The sequence below is a fragment of the Nocardia cyriacigeorgica genome (assembly GCF_005863245.1).
In the GTDB taxonomy this organism is placed as follows: Bacteria; Actinomycetota; Actinomycetes; order Mycobacteriales; family Mycobacteriaceae; genus Nocardia; species Nocardia cyriacigeorgica_C.
Genome location: NZ_VBUT01000013.1, coordinates 108,172 through 128,425, shown reverse-complemented (window position 1 = coordinate 128,425; position 20,254 = coordinate 108,172). Strand labels below are relative to the sequence as shown.

Below are 20,254 nucleotides of genomic sequence, written 5' to 3'. Positions count from 1 at the left end.
GTTCAGGCCCCGCGCGCGGGTTCGCTGCGATACCGCGATGCGGGGCCGTCGATGCGGCACAGTTTCCACAGCAGCCGCGCCGGCGGATTCATCAGTCCGAGGTCGGTGGCGAGCATGCGGACGTCGGCGAAGGAATCGCGCAGCATCTTGCGTGATTGCGGACTGCTCCAGAAGACCTCCCTGACCACCTTTCTCGGGACATCGCATTCGCGTCGGAAGGCCGGTGTCGGCACGGTGATCAGGTCGCAGGTGATGCGCATGGTCGGCGCGAACAGCAGTGACAGCACGAACTTGCGCACCGGGCCCAGCTCCGGCACCGCCTTGCGCAGGTATTCGTGGGCGAAGCTGATGTGGCGGGCTTCCTCGGCGATGTGGATCGTCATCACCCGCTGCAACATCGGATGGGTGCGCGAGCCGGCCCGCAGGACGGCCTTCTGGGTGTGGTCGATGGGTTCCTCGCCGGCGAGCACCATGGTGAAGAACCAGGCCGGGAAGATCGTCGCGACAAGCGGAATCGCGGGTCCGATCACCTTCACCCAGGTCCGCATCCCGCTGACGTCCAGACCGATCCGGTCGACGACCTCCTGGAACATCATCGTGTGATTGCACTCTTCGATGGCTTCGTGGGTGCTGTAGCGGGCTTCGGGGGAGCGGTTGGGCAGGCCGAAGACGTACTGCATCAGCCCGCGGATCAGGATGTTCTCGAATTGCAGGCCAACTTTGGCCACATTGGCCTGGCGCCACATGCCCACCTGGATCTGGCGCTCCCGCGGCAGCGCTCGGTACCAGGGGTGGGCGCCGAACGGGTCGGCCTCCGGCAGGATCCAGCGGTCGTCGTCGGCTCGCACCGCGAAATCGGGGTCGTCCCAGTCGATATCGAGGTACGGGTCGAAACGGCGGTGGACCGAGCCGTGCGACAGCGTCGCCAGCGTGTCGGCGTAGTGGTCGAGGTCGGGTCCGGTGCGTGGATGGGTCGACGTCATGCTGTCCTCCTCGCGAGATGAGTGTGACGCTGTGTCACGCTCACTGTGTTCGACGGTACCGCGCGAGACGCCGCCCGACAAGGGGTGAGCGTGACAGTGCGTCACGCACAGAGTCGGCGGGTGCGGGACAGCGGGATCGGGGTACCTTGCGCCGGGCTGGGTGTTGTCCGGTCAGGCGTCGGCGGCGCGGGCCAGCAGCTCGCGCAGCGGCACATGGGGATCGACCGTCACTCCGCGCGTGCGGGCGTGACCGTCGATCAGGAACCACAGTGATTCGGTCAGCAGCCGCGTCACCTCGGCGGCGTCGACCCCCGGCGGCTCGGTCTGTAACCAGCGCGTCACCGCGCCGTCGACCATCGACACCACCGAATAGGCGGCCACTTCGAGGCCGGGCTCCTCGATGCCGAGCAGGGTGGTCGCCATCGTGAACAGGTCGGTGATGCGTTGCGCTACAGCGAGTTTGGTGCCGCCGACCACGGCGAGTCCGGCCGGATCGTGGCTGCCCGGTCCCTGCTCCACCCACAGATGCAGCCGGGGCCGCGCCGCCACCAGCCGCACGTAGGTGTCGATGATGCGAAACAGGGTCTGGTGCAGGCTGTCGTCCAGATCCAACGTCGGCATGACCTGGTCGATACTGGACTCGACGACGTACTCGCGGGTCTTGTCGTCGAGGTCCTGGCGATCGGCGAAATGCCGGTAGATGACCGACCGGCGGATCCCGGCCCGCTCGGCGATGAGCTGCAACGGGATCTCGGCGCCCGGCTCGGACTCCTCGATCAACGCGATCAGCGCGTCCATGATGGCGCGCCTGCGTTCGGAATTGTGGTCACCCCACCTTCCGCCACCCACCTCCGCGCGCTGCGACACCATGAGCACAGCATCCCATCCCGGCCGGTGCTGCTGGAAATATGCCCGGTGCCGATGCGGTCTCACCGCACGGGGAGCGCGTCGAGTGCGCGGAGCGCGGCCTTCGTCGCTTCATCCGAGGCGGGCAGCAATGGCATCCGGACGGCCGGGCTCGGGATACGGCCCTGCGCCGCCAGGACCGCTTTGATGACGACCGGATTCGGTTCGGCGAAAACGGTTTCCGCCACAGCGGCCAGCCGATGGCCGAGGCGGCGCGCGGACTCGACCGGGCCTTGATCCCAGCGGCGGACGAGCTCGGCGTAGGAGGCCGCGGCGAGGTTCGCACAGGCCAGGATCGCGCCGTGGGCGCCGAGCGCGAGCATGGGCGCGGCATACAGATCGTCACCGGCCAGGACGGCGACCTCGCCGGGCAGCCTGCTCATCATGGTGACGGTGGTGTCGTCGATCGCGCCGACCGCATGCTTGAAGCCGATGACGCCGGGGATGGCTGCCAGCGCCAGCACGGTGTCGAGGCCGAGGGTGCGCCCGGTGCGATACGGGATGTTGTAGACGATCAACGGCACCGGGCCCGCCGCGAGCGCCCGGAAATGTGCCAGCACACCGGCTTCCGACGGCCGGGTGTAGTAGGGCACCACCGTCAAGGCCGCCGCGATCCGCCCTTCCAAGGCTGCCAGTGCGGCGAGGGAGCCGGTGGTCGAGTTCGTGCCCGCCCCGGCGATCAGCGGCGCGCCGCGCTCGGCGCATACCCGGGCGCAGATCTCGAGCACGAGGGCGCGCTCGCCGGGGGTGAGCGTGGCCGGTTCGGCGGTGGTGCCGAGCGCCACCAGGCCGGTGGCGCCGTCATCGAGTACCCGGTGGGCGTGATGTTCCAGCGCGTCGGCGGCAAGGGTGCCGTCGTCGGTGAACGGCGTGATGAGCGGGACGAAGAGGCCGGTGGGAGTCATGGGATCAGCGTGCGGCCGGGACAGCCTCAGGTCCAGTTCAGGTTACTATCGCAAAGCGTAAGCTGAACTGATGCTCGATGTGCGGAAGCTGCGCCTGCTGCGCGAATTGGCGCACCGGCAGACGATCGCCGCGGTCGCCGAGGCGCTGAACTACACGCCGTCGGCGGTCTCGCAGCAACTGAGCGCGCTCGAACGGGAAGCCGGCGTGCCGCTGCTGGAACGGACCGGCCGCCGCGTCACGCTGACCCCGGCCGCGCTGACCCTCGTCGAGCACACCGAAACCATCCTGGCCACCCTCGAACACGCCGCCGCCGAGCTGACCAGCGCGGGCGGACAACTCACCGGAACCCTCCGCATCGGCGCCTTCCCCTCGGCGGTGCCGACAATCCTGGCCCCCGCCCTGGTATCCCTCACCGGCGAGCACCCGGGATTGGACGTCGTGGTGACCGAACTCGATCCGGCGACCGCGCCGGCCGCGCTGCGCACCGAGACCGTCGACGTGGCTCTGGTCCAGGAATACGACCACGTGCCCATACCGCCCGACCCCGCCTTGGACACCGATCCGCTGCTCGCGGAAACGATCTACCTCGCCGCTCTCGGCGACGACCCGCTGCCGAAGCAGCGCGACTCACCGTGGATCGCGGGCACGCCGGGCACCCTGTGTCATTCGATGACCATCCGGGTCTGTGAGGCGGCGGGCTTCTCACCGCGAATCCGCCACCATGTCGACGATTTCAGCGCCGTGCTCGCGTTCGTCGCCGCCGGCCGCGGTGTCAGCATGGTGCCCGAACTCGGCGCCCGTACCCCACCCGAGGATGTGGTGCTGACCCCGCTACCGACTCGACGGCACACCCGACTGGCCTACCGTCGCGGTACCGGCGCCCATCCCATTGTGAGCGCCGCCCGTAGCGCCCTCCACGACTGTGCAGCAAAGCAATTCCCGCAGGCGCTGCCCTAGTCGTACAGGCCGATATGCGGGCATTCATCCCCGGCGCGGGATCAGTGCGCATCCGCTTGTGAAGGACCTGCCGATGCCATCGGCGGCCCTGCTCGACGGGATAGCCGACGGGCTCGCCATAGAGCATGGATCGCAGCGCCCGCGCATGCCCCGGTGTCTCAGCCGAGATCGGCGAGCTTCTGGTGCAGGACCGCCCGTTCCTGCTCGTTACCGCACAGCTTCACCGCGCGTTCCAGCTCGGCGCGGGCATCCTCGCGGCGCCCGAGACGGATGAACAGTTCGCCGCACACGCTGGGCAGCAGATGCGAATTCGCCAGGGCCCCATCGGCTGCCAGCTCGTCGACGATCGGCAACGCGGCCGCGGGCCCGTCCGCCATCGACACCGCCACGGCCCGGTTCAACTCCACCACCGGTGACGGCGCCAGCCTGCCCAGCGCTTCGTACAGCAGCACGATGCGCTCCCAGTTCGTCTCCTCGACCGACGGTGCGACCGCATGACATTCGGCGATCGCGGCCTGCAAGCCGTAGGCGCCCAGGCCGCGACCGAGGCGTTCGGTGCGGGCCAGCGCGGCCCGTCCCCGCCGGATCGCCGACCGATCCCAGCGGCGCCGGTCCTGCTGCTCCAACAGCACCGGGCGGCCCGCGGCATCGGTGCGGGCGGGGAAGCGCGCGGCGGTCAGTTCGAGCAGGGCCAGCAGGCTCTGCGCTTCCGGCTCATCGGGCATCAGCCGTGCCAGTACCCGCGCCAGCCGCAGCGCTTCCCCGGCCAGGTCCAAGCGGATCACACTGCTGCCGGAGCTGGCCGAGGAGCCCTCGGTGAAGATCAGGTAGATCACGCTCAGCACCGAGCCGATGCGCTCGGTGCGCTCGGCGGCGGCAGGCACCTCGAAGGGCACGCGCGCCGCGGCGAGGGTCTTCTTGGCGCGCGTGATGCGCGCCTGCACGGTCGCCGTCGGTACCAGGAAGGCACGCGCGATCTCATCGCTGGTCAAACCGCCGACCACCCGCAAGGTGAGCGCGATCCGCGCCTCCCGCGACAGCACCGGATGGCAGGAGACGAAGATCAACGCGAGCAGGTCGTCGTCGATCTGGTCCGGATCCCACAGCACATCCTCGGCCGCGCGCACCGGGTCGGTGGGCGGGCTGCCCGCGACGACGCCGCCCTCACCAAGGCCGTGGGCGAGGACGGCGTACTTGTCGTCGCGCAGCGCGCGGCGGCGGAAGGCGTCGATCGCGCGCCGCTTGCCGACGGTGAGCAGCCAGCCCGCGGGATGGTGCGGTACGCCCTCGCGCGGCCAGGTCACCAGCGCCTCGGCGAACGCCTCCTGGGCGAGATCCTCGGCGAGGGCGAAATCGCCGGTGTATCGGGCGAGCGCACCGACGATCCGCGCCGATTCGATCCGCCAGACGGCGGCGACGGCCGCACGTCCGGTGTGTTCGGCCATCGCCTACCCGCTCAGAGCTGGCCGGTGGTCTCGCGCCACGCCCGCTCCTTCTGGATCCACACGTTGTCCTGCGGAAATTCGTCGATCGTTGTGACCCGGCGGATCTCGCACTTGGCGCCCGGTCCCGCCAGCGGCGCCCGCTTGGCCCACTCGACGGCCTCTTCCAGCGACGCCACATTGAGGATCCAGAAGCCGCCGAACAGTTCCTTGGTCTCACCGTAGGGGCCGTCGGTGACCACCGGAGTCTCGGTGGAGTAGTCCACCACGACGCCCGTCGCCGGGTCGGGATCCAGCCCCTCGGCCGCGACCAGCACGCCGGCCCGGATCATCTCGTCGTTGAACTTGCCCATCGACTCCATGATTTCGTCGAAGTCGGCGTTCTCGAAGGCCGCGAAGGTCTCGTCGGTGGCGCGCATGATCAGCATGTACTTCATGGTGTGTCTCCTCGGGATCGTCCGGGTCCTTCTGACCCTCTCATCCCTTGGTCGAACGGGGGAGGCGACCGATCGACACGACCGTGAAGCTTTTTCCGAGAATCTTTCCCGGCCCTGTTCGTGCAGGTCAGTAGGCGATGAACAGGATCTCGTCGCGCGTGTAGTCGTGACCGGGGTGCTCGGCGGCGAGGTGGGCCTGGGTCTTGGCGACGAGGTCGTCCTCATCGGTGCCGGTGATGTGTTCGCCGCAGGGGCAGTTCAGTCTGGTCTTCACGCGAGTGCCCTTCGTCCTCATGGAACACGGTCGTGTCGAGTGAACCACGGCGCAAGCCATTTGTGAACGCGTTTTAGTAATTCGGTTTCACCTCTGGCCGCACCGTCTCCGGGATGATGCCGATGACGGTGGCGGGGGAGCCGGAACCGCCGCGGTAGATCGGCCCGCCGGCCAGCACCCACGCCCCGGTGGCCGGGAGCGCGGCCAGACCGGCCAGGCATTCCAGGCTGATCCGATGCTCCCGGTACAGCAGTTTCGACACCGTGTACTCGTGGTCGATGCCGAGGTCGGGCCCGAAGGTATCGATACCGAGCGCACCGCGCCGCCCGAGCCGTCCGGTCTCGAGCAGCCATTCGACGGCGTCGACCGAGAAACCCGGCATATGGCCGGCGTCGGCGCCGCTGCCGATGAAATCCGGGGTGCCCCATTTCGCGTCCCATCCGGTCCAGGCGATCACCGCCGCACCCTCGGGTATCGGCCCGTGCCGCCGCTCCCAGTCCCGCAGGTCCGCGGCCGTGATCGCATGGTCCCGGTCGTGCGCGCATTCGGCGCGCACATCGATCCTGACCGCGGGCAGCAGCAGATCATCGAGATCCAGTTCGTCGGCGGCAAGACCCGCCGAGTCGAAATGAACAGGCGCGCCCCAATGCGTGCCCGTGTGCTCTCCCTGCCGCACATATCGCAGGTAGTAACCGTCCTCGGCGATCGTCGCCACCGTCTCGATCGCGAACGCGGGATCACCCGGATAGACCGGTGTGCTCGCCGGATCGTGCATGTGCGACAGATTCACCAGCCGCCCGAACGGATTCATCGCACCTCCGGCCGCAGCACCGCCCCGCCGAACCAGCGGCACACCAGCAACGCCATTTCCACATCGAGCCGATCATCGGAGATGGGCTCCCCTCGGCGTTCGATTGCCCGGTTGACCCGGTATTTCACCGAATTGGCGTGCAGGTTGAGCGCCTGGGCGGCGGCTTTGTGGCTCGACCCGGTGTGCAGGAATACCCGCAAGGTCTCCCGCAGTCGCGCGTCGTTGTCGCTGTCGACGGCGAGCGGACCGAGCACCTGCTGCACCCACTCGCGGGCCTCGGCGAGATCGCGCCCGAGTAGGGCGGCGGCGGTCAGTCCCGGATCGGATGCGGCGGTGACGCGCTCGGCTGCCTGCCCGCCCGCCAGCGCGACCGCGCGGGCCCGCAGGGCTTGCCGGTGCGAATCCCGGAAGCCGTCGACGCCGGGCAGCGGGGTGCCGAGCGCGATCCACGGGGCGTCGGTGCGGGTTTCGGTGAAGCGGCGGACCTGCCGTGCGCAGTCCTGGCCGGACGCCGCGGCCAGCGGTATCCAGCCCCATCCGGTCAATCGGTCTGCCGCGACGAACAATCCGGCGCCGAGAGCGTCCATGAATTCGGCGAGTTCACGCACGAACCGCTCCAGCCGGCCGAGCTCGTCGCCACCGCTGGGCAGCCACAGCACCAACGCCAGATGGGTGCGCCGCAAGGGGTAGCGGATCGCGTCGGTCACCGCGTCGACGTCGACGGCATGACCGTCGAGCACCTCCCGCACGCGCACCGCCCGCATGCTGTTGCGGTTCTCCAGCCAGCGATCACGTTCGTTCTGGTAGGTCTCGACCACCTGCTGGGAGATCCAGTCGATATAGCCGAAGGTGATCGTGGTGATCTGCTCGAAGACATCCAGCCGCAGCTGCGGGTCGAGATCGAGGGCCCTGACCTCCTCGGAGACGATGCTGAGCAGTTTCTGCTGACCGAGCCGGTAGGCGCGGACCAGCGCGTTCGGGGCGATGCCGTGCTGGGCGAGCCGTCGCGCGTACTCCAGCGCGGCGGTCGGTGGTTCCACGTTCTCGATCGGGATGGCGTGCTGGATCGCGGAGAAGATGGTGTCGACGTTGCCCTCGACGCTGTCGCGCAGCAGCTCGTGTAGCTGCTGGTCGCCCTGGAGATCGGCGATCTCGGCGAGCAGATGCTGTTGAATCGTGCGGCTCACTTCGCCGAGGCGGTCGGCGAGCCGTTCGACCGCCACCGCGGCATGCAGGCCGACCTGCGATTCGTCGTCTCCAACGGGCATGGCCAACAGTAGAACGCCGTGCGCCCGGCGGTTCGCGCATTGACGTCAGCTTGTCTCCGGGAGACAAACCGGGCCGCAACCTTCATCGTCGCGCGACGGTGTGATCCAGATCTCGAATTCCTAGCGTTATGGCACAGACCACAGCCGTACCGCCAGGAGTGACGATGAACCTGTCCACGCTGCCCGATCGCCGCGCCGCGCAGCATCCCACCGCGCCGGCCCTCGCCGACGATGACACGCAACTCGACAACGCCGCGTTCCTCGATGCGGTCCGCCGGGCCGCGGGCACCCTGCGGGCGCACGGGGTGGGTGCGGGCGACGTCGTCGCGGTGATGCTGCCCAACACCGTGGACCTGGTCGTCAAGCTGTTCGCCGCGTGGCGGCTCGGCGCGGCGGTGACGCCGCTGAACCCGGGACTGGTCACCGACGAGGTCGCCTACCAGGTCGCGGATTCGGCAGCGGCAGCGCTGATCGTCGCGCGACCGCTCGACACCATTGTCGATGTCCCGGTGGTACTGCCGGTGGAGGCGCTGGCCTGCGGTGATCACTCCGCGGATCCGGTCGAGGTGCCCACGGACGCGCTCGCCCTGCTGATCTACACCACCGGCACGACCGGCAGGCCGAAAGGGGTGATGCTCGACCACGCCAACCTGAACGCGATGTGCGCCATGGTGATCGAAGCGTTCGCCCTCACCTCGGCCGATCGCAGCCTGCTGGTGCTGCCGCTGTTCCACGTCAATGGCATCGTGGTCAGCACGCTGTCGCCGCTCCTCGTGGGTGCGAGCACCACCATCGCGGGCCGGTTCAGCGCGCAGACGTTCTTCGATCGGCTCGAGCGCAGCGCCGCGACCTATTTCTCCGCGGTGCCGACGATCTACACCATGCTCGCCGATCTGCCCGACGACGTGCGTCCGGATACCTCCTCGGTCCGGTTCGCGATCTGCGGTGCGGCGCCGGCGAGCGTGGAACTGCTGGAGAAGTTCGAATCCCGCTACGGCATCCCGATCATCGAGGGCTACGGCCTGTCCGAGGGGACCTGCGCCAGCACGGTCAACCCGCTGACCGGCCCGCGCAAGCCGGGCACCGTGGGGTTGCCGCTACCCGGCCAGCAGGTGCGCATCGTCGATCCGAACGGTGCGGAGGTCGGCCGGGGTGAGGCCGGTGAAGTGCTGGTCGCGGGCCCGAACGTGATGCGCGGGTACCTGAACCGGCCGGAGGAGACGGCGCGAACCGTTGTCGACGGCTGGCTGCACACCGGTGATATCGGCCGCGTCGATGAGGATGGCTATCTGGTGCTGGTCGATCGCGCCAAGGACATGATCATCCGCGGCGGGGAGAACATCTACCCGAAGGAAATCGAAACCGTCGTCTACCAGCTGCCCGAGATCGCCGCCGCGGCGGTCGTCGGCCGCGCGCACGGGGTCTACGGCGAAGAGCCGGTGCTGTACGTGGCCTTGAATTCCGGCGCACGCATCGACGAACAGCGCATCCATGCTCACCTCAGCGCATCGCTGTCGAAATACAAGCTGCCCGTGGAGATCACGATTCTCGACGAGCTGCCCGTCAACGCGGTCGGCAAGCTCGACAAACCGAAACTGCGGCAGCTGGTCGCCGAACGCTAGAACTCTGCCCACCCTCTCAGAAGGAGCCGAAACACCATGGGTTTCACGACACCGGATCTACCCGCGGTAGATCCGCACGAATTCTTGCGCAAACCACTCATGGAGCGGATGCGTATTCTCGCCCTGGACTGGGCCGAAAACGGTTTCGGCTCACCGAAAATGGTGCACTGCGTCTACATCGCGAAACTGATCGTGCTCTACGCCATCGGCGGTATCACCCTCGCGACGGCGACGTCCGGGCTGCCCGCGTTCTGGCATGTCGCCGAATGGTGGAACCAGCCGATCGTCTACCAGAAACTCATCATCTGGACGGTGCTGCTCGAGGCGATCGGCGTCGCCGGTTCCTGGGGGCCGCTGGCAGGCAAGGTGAAGCCGATGACCGGCGGCATGCTGTTCTGGGCCAGGCCCGGAACCATTCGCCTGCGGCCCTGGAGGTGGGTGCCGGGCACCGACGGGGATCGTCGGACCTGGCTCGATGTGGTGCTCTACCTCGCGCTGCTGGTGAGTTTGTTCGTGGCGTTGGTGCGACCAGGGGTGATCAGCACCTCGCTGTCGGCGGCAGTGCCGGACAATGCCTCGGGGCTGGTGAATCCCGTGCTGCTGCTCGCGCCGATCGCCCTGCTGATCCTGAACGGTGTGCGCGACAAGACGATTTTCCTCGCGGCCCGCGGTGAACAATATCTGCCCGCACTGGTGTTCTCCGCCGCCTTGCCGTTCGTGGACATGATCATCGCGTTGAAACTGCTGATCGTGATCGTGTGGCTCGGCGCCGGGTTCTCCAAGTTCGGCAAGCATTTCTCGAATGTGGTGCCGCCCATGGTGAGCAATAGTCCGTCGACGCCGTTCAAGGCGATCAAGCGTGCGCACTACCGGGACTTTCCGAACGATATGCGGCCGTCGCGAGTGGCCGGCTTCATGGCGCACGTCGGCGGAACCACCATCGAAATCGTGACTCCGCTGGTCCTGCTGTTCTCCACGAACACCTACCTGACCGTGGCCGCCGTCACCATGATGGTGATCTTCCACCTGTTCATCATCTCGACCTTCCCGCTGGCGGTGCCGCTGGAATGGAACCTGCTGTTCGCCTACGCGTCGGTGTTCCTGTTCCTCGGCTTCCCGAACGCCGACGGCTACGCGCCGTGGAACATGTCGTCGCCGTGGCTGCTCGCGGTGATCGTCGCCGCGCTGGTGTTCTTCCCGATCCTGGGTAACCTGCGCCCCGACAAGGTGTCGTTCCTGCCCTCGATGCGGCAGTACGCCGGCAACTGGGCCTCGGCGATCTGGGCCTTCGCTCCCGGCGCCGAAGCGAAACTCGACCGGGTGACCCGCTCTGCGAAGAACCAGATCGACCAGTTCATCGAATTCGGCTACGAACCCGAATGGGCGGAGATCACCTTGCAGAAGACCCTCGCCTGGCGCAGCATGCACAGCCAAGCCCGCGGGTTGTTCTCGCTGCTGCTGTCGCGGCTGCCCGATATCGATGCGCGGACCGTGCGCGAGGCGGAGTTCCTGTGCAATTCGATTCTCGGTTTCAATTTCGGCGACGGCCATCTGCACGGGCCGGAGATGATTCGCGCCGTACAGGACGAGGCGCGGTTCGAACCCGGCGAATGCGTCATCGCGTGGGTCGAGTCGGAGGCGTTCGGCAGCGGCATCCAGCGCTACCTGCTGATCGACGCGGCCCTCGGGGTGATCGAGCGCGGCTCCTGGAAGGTGGCCGACGCGGTGGCCGAACAGCCGTGGCTGCCCAACGGGCCGATCCCGTTGCGGGTGAGCTGGACTCGCGCGGCCGTCGGTGCACCGCAGACCCCGCGGCAGGGCGATTTCGGGGTCGTCGCCTGAGACGGCGTGCGGCAGTCTAGGCCTGAGGGCACCGAGAGGAGAGGAACCAGGATGAGTACCGCAGTCGTGGTCGGAGGCGGGCCGAACGGGCTCGCCGCCGCCGTCACCCTCGCCGCCGAAGGCGCGCAGGTGACGGTCCTCGAGGCCGCCGAGCAGGTCGGCGGCGGTGTCCGCTCCGGCGAGGCGATCGTGCCCGGCCTGGTGCACGATCACTGCGCCGCCATCCACCCGATGGCCGTCGCGTCGCCGCTGCTGGCCGGTCTCGGGCTCGAACGCTACGGCCTGCGCTGGCGGTGGCCGGAGATCGACTGCGCGCACCCTGTGGATGACGGCCGGGCCGGGGTGCTGTACCGCTCCGTCGAGGCCACTGCCGCCGGCCTCGGCGCTGACGGTGCCCGCTGGCGGGCGGCGTTCGCCCGTCCCGCGGCCCGGTTCGATGCCCTCGCCGAGGACATCATGGTGCCGCTGCTGCACCTGCCCCGTCATCCGCTGACCCTGGCCCGGTTCGGCGCGCCCACCGTGCTGCCCGCCTCGACGGTGGCGCGCTGGTTCCGGACAGCGCCGGGACGCGCACTGTTCGGCGGTGTCGCCGCTCATACCTTCCGTCCGCTGCACTATCCGATGACCGCGGCGATCGGCATGGGCATCATCGCGGCCGGGCACCGGCACGGATGGCCGGTGGCCGAAGGTGGTTCGCAGGCCATCACCGATGCGCTGGCCGCGCTGCTCGGTGATCTGGGCGGCAAGATCGAGACCGGCGTCCGCGTCGTCTCGGCGGCCCAGCTCCCGCCTGCCGATGTGACGCTGTTCGACCTCGAACCCGGTGCGGTGGCAGGCATTCTCGGTGACCGGCTGCCCGCGCGGGTTGCCCGCGCCTACCGCCGCTTCCGGCGCGCACCGGGGGCGTTCAAGGTCGACTTCGCCGTCCAGGGCGGGGTGCCGTGGACCAATCCGGCGGCCCGGCGTGCGGGCACCGTGCACCTCGGTGGTGACTACGCGGAGGTGGCAGCCGCCGAACGCGACGTCCATGCCGGACGGATGCCGGAGCGGCCTTTCGTGCTGGTCGGCCAGCAGTACCTGGCCGACCCGGGGCGTTCTGTCGGCGATATCCACCCGCTCTACGCCTACGCGCACGTCCCGCACGGCTACACCGGCGATGCCACCGAGGCGATCATCGCTCAGATCGAACGCTTCGCACCCGGTTTCCGCGACCGGATCATCGGCACCACCAGCCGCTCCACCACCGAAATGTTCTCCTACAACCCGAATTACGTGGGCGGCGACATCATCACCGGCGCCAAGGACGTCCGCCAGCTGGTCTTCGGTCCGCGGATATCGCTGAGCCCCTACCGGGTGGGCATTCCCGGGATGTACATCTGCTCGGCCTCGACCGCCCCGGGACCCGGCGCGCACGGAATGTGCGGGTACCACGCGGCACAGGATGCGTTGGCCCGGCTGCGCCGGTGAGTCCGGGAAGGCGATCTCGACGCCCGTCAACCGGTAGGTACCGCCGCGCATCCCCTCCGGGACCTCGACGCCGCCCGGTCATCGTCGATTGCGTCGCCGGTGTTCCGGTGACGATCGCCGAAGCCGTGGCCGGCGTCGAGGTCCAGGGTCCCGGTGGTCCATGGCTCGGTCGCGGGCGCGCGCTCGTTGCCGCCCGAGCCGGATCACCGAGGGTCCGGCACCGGGAGGTTCCGCCGGCCGTCCCGGTGCCGCTGGTGTGTGGCCGAACCCACGGTGCCCTCGGCGCGGGCGCGAATCACGCGTAGTGGACTACTCGTTCGCTCGCCGCTCCCGCCGCAGATCGAGAACCAGCGGCCGTGGAACCGGCAATTATTGACATTGACGTCAAGATTGATGACGATGCGGTGTCATGGACATCGTCGTCGCGAACCGGGGCGAGATCGCCGTTCGTATCGTGCGGACCGCTCGGGAGCGCGGGTATCGCACGCATGTGCTGCATACCGGGGAGGAATCGGAATCGGCGGCGGTGCGGCTGGCCGATGCGGCCGTGCGGTTGCCCGGTGAGGGGGCGGCGGCTTATCTCGATGTCGACGCTGTTGTGACGGCGGCTCGCAGCGCCGGCCCGGGTGCGCTGGTGCATCCGGGGTATGGGTTCCTCAGTGAGAGTGCGGATCTGGCGCGAGCGTGTGCGGGGGTGGGGCTGATTTTCGTCGGTCCGGAACCGGCGGTGCTGCGCACGTTCGGTGACAAGGTGGCGGCGCGGGCAGCGGCGGAGAAGGCGGGTGTGCCGGTGCTGCCTGCGACGCGGGCGGCCGGTCCCGCCGATATCGCCGCCCTGTTGGCGACGCATCCGGACGGCGTGATGGTGAAGGCCGCGGCGGGTGGCGGCGGGCGCGGGATGCGGATGGTGTTCGCGGCCGACGAGGTCGAGGCCGTCTATGAACGCTGCCGCGCCGAGGCGCGCAATGCCTTCGGTGATGCCACCGTCTATGCCGAAGCGCTGATCGCCGAGGCCCGGCACGTGGAGGTGCAGGTCGTCGCCGACGGCACCCATGCGATGGCGCTCGGCGACCGCGATTGCAGTGTGCAGCGCCGCCATCAGAAGCTCATCGAAATCGCGCCCGCACCGGCGCTCGCGCCCGCCCTGCGGGAACGGCTGCATCGCGATGCGGTGCGGATCGCCGAATCGGTGCGCTGCCGGGGCGTGATCACGGTGGAGTTCCTCGTCGCGGGCGCCGACGGATGGTTCCTCGAGGTCAACCCCCGGCTCCAGGTGGAGCACACCGTCACCGAGGAGATCACCGGTACCGACCTCGTCGGCATCCAGTTCGACCTGGCGCTCGGGCGCACGCTGACCGAACTCGACCTCGGCCATCCCGCGCGCGGCTACGCCGTGCAGGCGCGCGTCAACGCCGAACTCGTCGCCGCGGACGGCGACCTGCTGCCGACCAGCGGCACCATCACCCAGTTCGGCCCGCCGACCGGTGCCGGTGTCCGCGTCGACACCGCCGTCCATGCCGGTATGCGGCACGGCACCCGCTTCGATTCCTTGCTGGCGAAGGTGATCGCCCGCGGCCCGTCGCTGGACAGCGCCATGCGCCGCTGCCGCGACGCCCTCGCCGAGATGACCATCGCCGGCGTCGACACCAATATCGCACTGCTGCGCGCGATTCTCGACACCCTGGACGGGCCGGTATCCACCGGCTGGTTCGAACGATCGACCGGCGAACTACTGACTCGCGCAGCGGATTACGCCACACCGGCCGCGACCGATCAGCAACAGGTGACCATCGACCTCGCCGCGGACGAGTGGGTGGTCCGTTCCCCGATGGGCGCGACCGTGGTGTCGGTGGCCGCGCCGGGGTCCGTGCTGCCCGCCCGCGCCGAGGTGGCGGTGCTGGAGGCGATGAAGATGCAGCATGTGGTGCGCGCGGAGCGTCCGCTGCGCGTGCTGCGGCCCGCTGTGGCCGCGGGCGAGGTGGTCGATCCGCACGCCGTGTTGCTGATCGTCACCGACGCCGACCACGACGGCTGCGGCGAGGAAACGACAGCCGTCGACCTCGACCGGGTGCGCGACGACCTCGCCGAAGTGCGCCGGCGGCACGACATCCTCGGCGACGAAGCCCGCCCGGACGCCGTCGCGAAACGTCATCGCCTCGGCCGCCGCACCGCCCGCGAGAACATCGCCGACCTGGTCGACGCCGACAGCTTCGTCGAATACGGCGGCCTGGCGATCGCCGCGCAGACCCGCCGCCGCAACACCGAAGACCTCATCGCGAACACCCCCGCCGACGGGCTCGTCGCCGGGATCGCCACCATCAACGCGGACCGATTCGGCACGGACACCTCCCGCGCGGTCGTGATGTCCTACGACTACACCGTGCTCGCCGGCACCCAGGGCATGCGCAATCACGCCAAGACCGATCGCATGCTCGAACTCGCCCGCGAACGCGAACTGCCGGTGGTGTTCTTCACCGAGGGCGGCGGCGGACGCCCCGGCGACACCGACTACGCCGGTGTGTCCGGCCTGGACGTCACCACGTTCCGCGCCATGGGCGCGCTGTCGGGGCGAGTCCCGTTGATCGGCATCGTGTCCGGGCGCTGCTTCGCCGGCAATGCCGCGCTGCTGGGGATGTGCGATGTCGTCATCGCCACCCCGGACGCGAATATCGGCATGGGCGGTCCGGCCATGATCGAAGGCGGCGGCCTCGGCGTCTACAAGCCCGAAGACATCGGGCCCATCGACGTGCAGCGCCGCAATGGAGTGGTGCATGTCGTCGCCGCGGACGAAGCCGAAGCGGTCGCCCTCGCCCGGAAGTACCTGGCGTACTTCCAGGGCACCGCCGACGAGTGGGAGGCGCCCGATCCGCGCCTGGCCCGCCACATCGTGCCCGAGAACAGGTTGCGCGCCTTCGATATTCGCGCCGCCATCGAGGCCATCGCCGACCTCGGCTCGGTGCTGGAACTGCGCCGCGACTGGGGGACCGGCATGGTCACCGCCCTCATGCGGGTGGAGGGCAGGCCGTTCGGCGTGATCGCCAACGACTGCCACCACCTCGGCGGCGCCATCGACGCCCCCGCGGCCGACAAGCTCAGCGCCTTCCTGCGGCTCTGCGGCACCCACGGCCTGCCGATCGTCTCCCTGTGTGACACACCGGGTTTCATGGTCGGGCCGGATATCGAGAAGGAGGGCGTGGTGACGCGGTTCGCCCGCCTGTTCATCGACGCCGCCGCCCTCACGGTGCCCTTCGGCACGATCATCCTGCGCAAGGGCTATGGGCTCGGCGCGCAGGCAATGGCCGCCGGATCGTTCCGCGCGCCGCGCTTCGTGGTCGCCTGGCCGACCGGCGAAATCGGCGGCATGGGCCTGGAAGGGGCGGTGCGCCTCGGCTTCGCCAAGGAACTGGCCGCCATCGAGGATCCCGAGCAGCGCCGGGAAACCTTCGACAACCTCGTCGAACTCGCCTACGCCAACGGCAAGGCGCTCAACGCCGCGACCCTGCTCGAGCTCGACGACGTCATCGATCCGGCGGACTCCCGCCGCTGGATCAGCACGCTCTGAAACCGACTTGACCCTCACGTAGCGTCAGGCCCGACGATGACGGCATGACCGACCTCTACGACGCCTTCGAGATCAGCCCCGTTCCCGTCCCCGGACCCGACGCCGAACCGCCCGAGCTGTACCGCGGCGTCTACGGAATGCCCATGTTCGTCACCGCGCCGACACCCGATCTGGCGGCCTCGGTGGACTTCTGGGTCCGTGGCCTCGGCTTCATGGACTTCTTCACCGCGCCCGGGCGCGTCACCCACCTGCGCCGATGGGCCTTCCAGGATGTGCTGCTCGTGCCCGGCGAGCGGGCCGCCGATGGGGCAGGATCGACCGTCAGTTTCTCGTGCGTGCTCAACCAGATCGAGGAGATCGCGGCCGCCTGCGAGCAACTCGTTCCCGGCTCGACCACCGGACCCCGGCAGACGCCGTGGAACTCGGTGGAGCTCGAGGTCCGCACACCGGAGAACACCCGCGTCATCATGACGGCGGCGCGACCTTGGGACCCGGACAGCCCCGAAGCCCAGCATCTGCGCGACATCGGCATCACCCGCGAATGACGAATGGTGGCGCTGCCACACTGGGCGGTGTGGCGGATCCGGCAGCGCACGACGTCGAGGCAGGTCTCACCGTCGGTGCGGTCGCGGCGCGGGCGGGCGTGACAGTCCGCGCCCTGCACCACTGGGATGCCATCGGCCTGGTCAGTCCGTCCGCCCGCACCGACGGCGGCTACCGGCTCTACACCGCCGCGGACCTCACCCGGCTGCACCGCGTGCTGGTTTACCGGGAGCTCGGGGTGCCGCTCGCCGAGATCGCCGGCCTGCTCGACTCCCCGTCGGCCGATGCGACGGACTCGCTGCGCCGCCAACGCGACCACCTGCGCGAACGCATCGCCGAACTGGAACGGATGGGCGCGGCGCTCGACCGCATGATCGAGGCCAGGCAGTCCGGCATCCTGCTGTCGGACCAGGAGCAGGTCGCGATGTTCGGCAAGCACTGGCAGCCGGAATGGGTCGGCCGGGCCCGCGAACAATGGGGCGACACCGCGCAGTGGGCGCAGTACGCCGAGCGGGCAGCCGAACGCACACCCGGCCAGTGGCAGCAGATCGCCGACTCCGTCCACGCGCTCAACGCGGACCTGGCCGCCGCCTGCCGCCGGGGCGTGCGGCCCGGCAGCGCGGAAGCCGATGACCTGGCCGAACGGCATCGGGCCTCGATCGGGGTGTACTTCGACTGCACTCATGCGATGCAGGTCTGCCTGGCGCGCAGGTACGTCGACGATGCGGGGTACACCGAGTTCTACGACGGCCTGGCGCCCGGCCTGACCGTATGGTTGCACGACATCATCGACGCGAATGCCCGCCATCACGGCGTCGACCCGGAGACCGCGACCTGGGCGTGAGCGGGCATCGGGCCATGCGCGACCCGGACGGCTCGTGACCGGTCGCGGCCGGTCACGTCGCGAGGGGATGCGAGGTGTAGGCGTGTGCGTCGCAGTCCGGTGCGTGCGCGCAGGTCGGTAGGTGGGCGAGACCGGCGCCGACCTGTGCTCGGTCGCTGACACCCGAACGATCGGTGCCCGTTTTGTCCCGGTTTCCGGCATGGGTAGGGTCTGGGTGCATCGATACGGAGGACGACATGGACGCGCAACAGCCGGTGGCGACCCAGACGCCATGGCTCGACCTGGAGCAGGTCGTGGACCGCGCGACCTCGCGACGGATCGTGCTGACCTTCCTCCGGTCGGTGATCGGGCGTCCCGTGCTGGGCGCCCTGGTCATCATCTGGCTCGGTATCTGGGTGGTCGTCGCGCCGGTCGGCGGTCTGTATCTGCCGGTGTTCCTGTCGGTGCTCATGACCCTCATGGCGCTCGCGCTACCGCTGGGCCCCGCGCTGCGCACCACCACCCTGCACGCCCGCACGGGTTCGGTCATCCAGGCCCGGTACTTCGAGGACTTCGTCACCACCGGCACTGCCGACGACGCCGACAGCCACCGATACGACGAGATCGAATCCGTCGACATTCGGGAGACGGTCGTCGTGCTCCGCTACACCGATCATCGCCGCGAGATCCTGCCGCGCGAACTCGTACCCGATGCGGCGCTGGCCGTCATGCGCCCGGGCACGCCTAGCTGAACGCAGTCTCCTCGCCCGCCGCCCCACTCGTGCGCCGGTGACGCAGGGAGCCGGCCGATCACCCGGTGGCGATTCCCACGACGAGATTGATCGTCGTCGCGAGGATGACGGTGCCGAAGGCGTAGGACAGCAGGTTGTGGCGCAGGGTGATGGCCCGGATCCGTGAGCTGGAGACGTCGGTGTCGGAGACCTGATAGGTCATGCCGAGGTTGTAGCTGAAGTAGAGGAAGTCGCGGTAGGCGGGCGCGTCGTCGGAGTTGAAATCGATGCCGCCGACAGGAGATTCGTAGAACAGGTAGGCGTAGCGGGCGGAGTACATCAGATGCAGCGCGGCCCACGCCATGAAGACCCCGCCGAGAGCGAGCGCGGCCGCCAGCTCGCCTGCGCCGGAATCGCCGAGCACGAGGATCACCACGATGCCGATCAGCCCGCTCGACGCGGCGCCGACCACCGACAGCTCCTCGACAACAGGCCGGAAGTCTTCGCGTCGCGCGTTCGCGCGGGTCTGCGCGGCATCCATCGGCCACAGCGCGAACCAGCCGACGACGACGAACAGCGTGTCCGCCGTGGCGATGCCGGCCAGGACCCCCAGCGGCCATTCGGTCAGACGGCCCACCAGCGCGCCGATCACGACACCGACCAGCACCGCGCCGACGAGTCGACCGACGGCGGATCGCAGGATCCGAGTCCTCATGCTCGTTCACTGTACGGATCGGATTGCCGCGACGTAGCTACATCGGTAGCCGCCCGGACGCCCGCCGAATCGTCTCCCCGATGCCCGCCGAACTCGCGGTCTCCGTCAGCGCCCTGGTCAGTACCGAACTCGGTTCGCCCGCATGGGTGACCAGGACGATCCGCGCGACCACGGCAGGATCGTCGAGTGCGAGCACCCGCACGCCTGCGGGCGGTCGCAGGGTGTGCAGCCAGGGCTGCGGCACGACGCAGGCCCAACGTCCGGTGCCCGCGTGCGCGAGCATGGCCACCACCGAATCGCTGTCCAGTTGCGGGGCGGCGGTGAGGCCGCGGGTGGCGAGGGCGTCGTCGATGAGCTGACGGCCGTGCATCCCCTTGTGCAGCAGGCACATCGGCATCTCCAATGCCTCGGCCCAGGTGATGGCGTCCGCGCGCCCCGCGAGCAATTCGGCGCCCGCGACGAGGACATGCCGCTCGTCGTAGAGCGGGGTGACGGTGAGATCGCCGGTTTCGATGCCATGCGCGTACACGATCCCGGCATCGAGTTCGAAGCGCCGGATCCGGTCGACGATGTCGGGGGAGCGCAGGCTGGTCTCCAGCCGCACCCGCACCAGCGGGTGTGCGGTGCAGAACGGATCGGTGAGCAGCGCGACGGTGCCCGACGCCGCCGGAATCACGCCGATCCGCAATTGCCCGGTCAACCCGGTGCGCAGGGCCGTCACCTCGTGTTTGAGCGCATCGTGGTCGGCCAGTATGCGCCGCGCCCACAGCACGAGCCGCTCACCCTCGGGCGTCAGCCCCTCGAAGGTGCGCCCGCGCCGGACCAGCGGCACTTCCAGCTCGCGTTCGAGCTTGCGGATCGCCTCCGACAGCGCGGGCTGGGAGACGTAGCAGGCGCGGGCCGCGCGGGCGAAGTGACGTTCGCGCGCGAGCGCGACGAAGTACTCGAGCTGGCGAAACAGCATG

The 20,254-nt window shown here is 69.1% G+C and carries 18 protein-coding genes; 8 read left to right on the top strand and 10 right to left on the bottom strand.

Annotated elements, in window-relative coordinates; genetic code table 11:
- Window positions 1-2: 2 nt before the first annotated feature.
- The 3 genes from FEK34_RS27350 to dapA all read right to left on the bottom strand — a co-directional run bounded on the left by FEK34_RS27350 (window position 3) and on the right by dapA (window position 2,794).
- Window positions 3-983, bottom strand: a complete 981-nt coding sequence (locus FEK34_RS27350) for an AurF N-oxygenase family protein (RefSeq protein WP_138452493.1) — start codon at window positions 981-983, stop codon at window positions 3-5.
- A gap of 171 nt (window positions 984-1,154) precedes the next feature.
- Window positions 1,155-1,853, bottom strand: a complete 699-nt coding sequence (locus FEK34_RS27345; RefSeq protein WP_138452491.1) for a TetR/AcrR family transcriptional regulator — start codon at window positions 1,851-1,853, stop codon at window positions 1,155-1,157.
- 59 nt (window positions 1,854-1,912) lie between these two features.
- A complete protein-coding gene (gene dapA, locus FEK34_RS27340) occupies window positions 1,913-2,794 on the bottom strand; it encodes a 4-hydroxy-tetrahydrodipicolinate synthase (protein WP_138452489.1) in 882 nt (293 codons plus the stop codon).
- A gap of 70 nt (window positions 2,795-2,864) precedes the next feature.
- Here dapA and FEK34_RS27335 point away from each other — a divergent pair, with 70 nt between their 5' ends.
- The gene (locus FEK34_RS27335; protein WP_138452487.1) at window positions 2,865-3,752 is read left to right on the top strand and encodes a LysR family transcriptional regulator; all 888 of its coding nucleotides are present in this window, start codon (window positions 2,865-2,867) and stop codon (window positions 3,750-3,752) included.
- A 158-nt stretch (window positions 3,753-3,910) separates the two neighbouring features.
- Here FEK34_RS27335 and FEK34_RS27330 read toward each other — a convergent pair whose 3' ends face one another.
- The 5 genes from FEK34_RS27330 to FEK34_RS27310 form a co-directional block, all read right to left on the bottom strand.
- Window positions 3,911-5,197, bottom strand: coding sequence for an RNA polymerase sigma factor (locus FEK34_RS27330; RefSeq protein WP_138452485.1), 1,287 nt, complete (start codon window positions 5,195-5,197; stop codon window positions 3,911-3,913).
- 11 nt (window positions 5,198-5,208) lie between these two features.
- The gene (locus FEK34_RS27325) at window positions 5,209-5,631 is read right to left on the bottom strand and encodes a YciI family protein (RefSeq protein WP_036538082.1); all 423 of its coding nucleotides are present in this window, start codon (window positions 5,629-5,631) and stop codon (window positions 5,209-5,211) included.
- A 127-nt stretch (window positions 5,632-5,758) separates the two neighbouring features.
- The gene (locus FEK34_RS27320; protein ID WP_104361371.1) at window positions 5,759-5,905 is read right to left on the bottom strand and encodes a DUF1059 domain-containing protein; all 147 of its coding nucleotides are present in this window, start codon (window positions 5,903-5,905) and stop codon (window positions 5,759-5,761) included.
- Between the two features lie 73 nt (window positions 5,906-5,978).
- A complete protein-coding gene (locus tag FEK34_RS27315; RefSeq protein WP_138452483.1) occupies window positions 5,979-6,716 on the bottom strand; it encodes a cyclase family protein in 738 nt (245 codons plus the stop codon).
- Window positions 6,713-7,984, bottom strand: coding sequence for a PucR family transcriptional regulator (locus FEK34_RS27310; RefSeq protein ID WP_138452481.1), 1,272 nt, complete (start codon window positions 7,982-7,984; stop codon window positions 6,713-6,715). Before FEK34_RS27310 ends, FEK34_RS27315 begins: the two co-directional genes overlap by 4 nt.
- Before the next feature lie 164 nt (window positions 7,985-8,148).
- Between FEK34_RS27310 and FEK34_RS27305 the strand changes: the two genes are divergently transcribed.
- The 7 genes from FEK34_RS27305 to FEK34_RS27275 all read left to right on the top strand — a co-directional run bounded on the left by FEK34_RS27305 (window position 8,149) and on the right by FEK34_RS27275 (window position 18,595).
- The gene (locus tag FEK34_RS27305) at window positions 8,149-9,606 is read left to right on the top strand and encodes a class I adenylate-forming enzyme family protein (protein WP_138452479.1); all 1,458 of its coding nucleotides are present in this window, start codon (window positions 8,149-8,151) and stop codon (window positions 9,604-9,606) included.
- Window positions 9,607-9,642: 36 nt separating this feature from the next.
- Complete coding sequence (locus FEK34_RS27300; RefSeq protein ID WP_138452477.1) at window positions 9,643-11,448, top strand: DUF3556 domain-containing protein; 1,806 nt, start codon at window positions 9,643-9,645, stop codon at window positions 11,446-11,448.
- Between the two features lie 51 nt (window positions 11,449-11,499).
- On the top strand, window positions 11,500-12,915 hold the full coding sequence (locus tag FEK34_RS27295) for a phytoene desaturase family protein (RefSeq protein ID WP_138452475.1): 1,416 nt from the start codon (window positions 11,500-11,502) through the stop codon (window positions 12,913-12,915).
- Between the two features lie 409 nt (window positions 12,916-13,324).
- Window positions 13,325-16,477 (top strand): acetyl-CoA carboxylase family protein, encoded by a 3,153-nt coding sequence (locus tag FEK34_RS27290; protein ID WP_138452473.1) that lies wholly within the window; start codon window positions 13,325-13,327, stop codon window positions 16,475-16,477.
- Between the two features lie 44 nt (window positions 16,478-16,521).
- A complete protein-coding gene (locus FEK34_RS27285; protein ID WP_138452471.1) occupies window positions 16,522-17,022 on the top strand; it encodes a VOC family protein in 501 nt (166 codons plus the stop codon).
- Window positions 17,023-17,051: 29 nt separating this feature from the next.
- On the top strand, window positions 17,052-17,864 hold the full coding sequence (locus FEK34_RS27280) for a MerR family transcriptional regulator (RefSeq protein WP_249359662.1): 813 nt from the start codon (window positions 17,052-17,054) through the stop codon (window positions 17,862-17,864).
- A 236-nt stretch (window positions 17,865-18,100) separates the two neighbouring features.
- Window positions 18,101-18,595 (top strand): hypothetical protein, encoded by a 495-nt coding sequence (locus tag FEK34_RS27275; RefSeq protein ID WP_138452467.1) that lies wholly within the window; start codon window positions 18,101-18,103, stop codon window positions 18,593-18,595.
- A gap of 58 nt (window positions 18,596-18,653) precedes the next feature.
- On the opposite strand, the gene FEK34_RS27270 is transcribed toward FEK34_RS27275, so the two are convergent.
- Window positions 18,654-19,289 carry a DUF1345 domain-containing protein gene (locus FEK34_RS27270; protein WP_138452465.1) on the bottom strand — a complete coding sequence of 212 codons (636 nt, stop codon included), beginning with the start codon at window positions 19,287-19,289 and terminating at the stop codon, window positions 18,654-18,656.
- A 37-nt stretch (window positions 19,290-19,326) separates the two neighbouring features.
- Complete coding sequence (locus FEK34_RS27265; RefSeq protein ID WP_138452463.1) at window positions 19,327-20,253, bottom strand: LysR family transcriptional regulator; 927 nt, start codon at window positions 20,251-20,253, stop codon at window positions 19,327-19,329.
- Window position 20,254 lies beyond the last annotated feature (1 nt).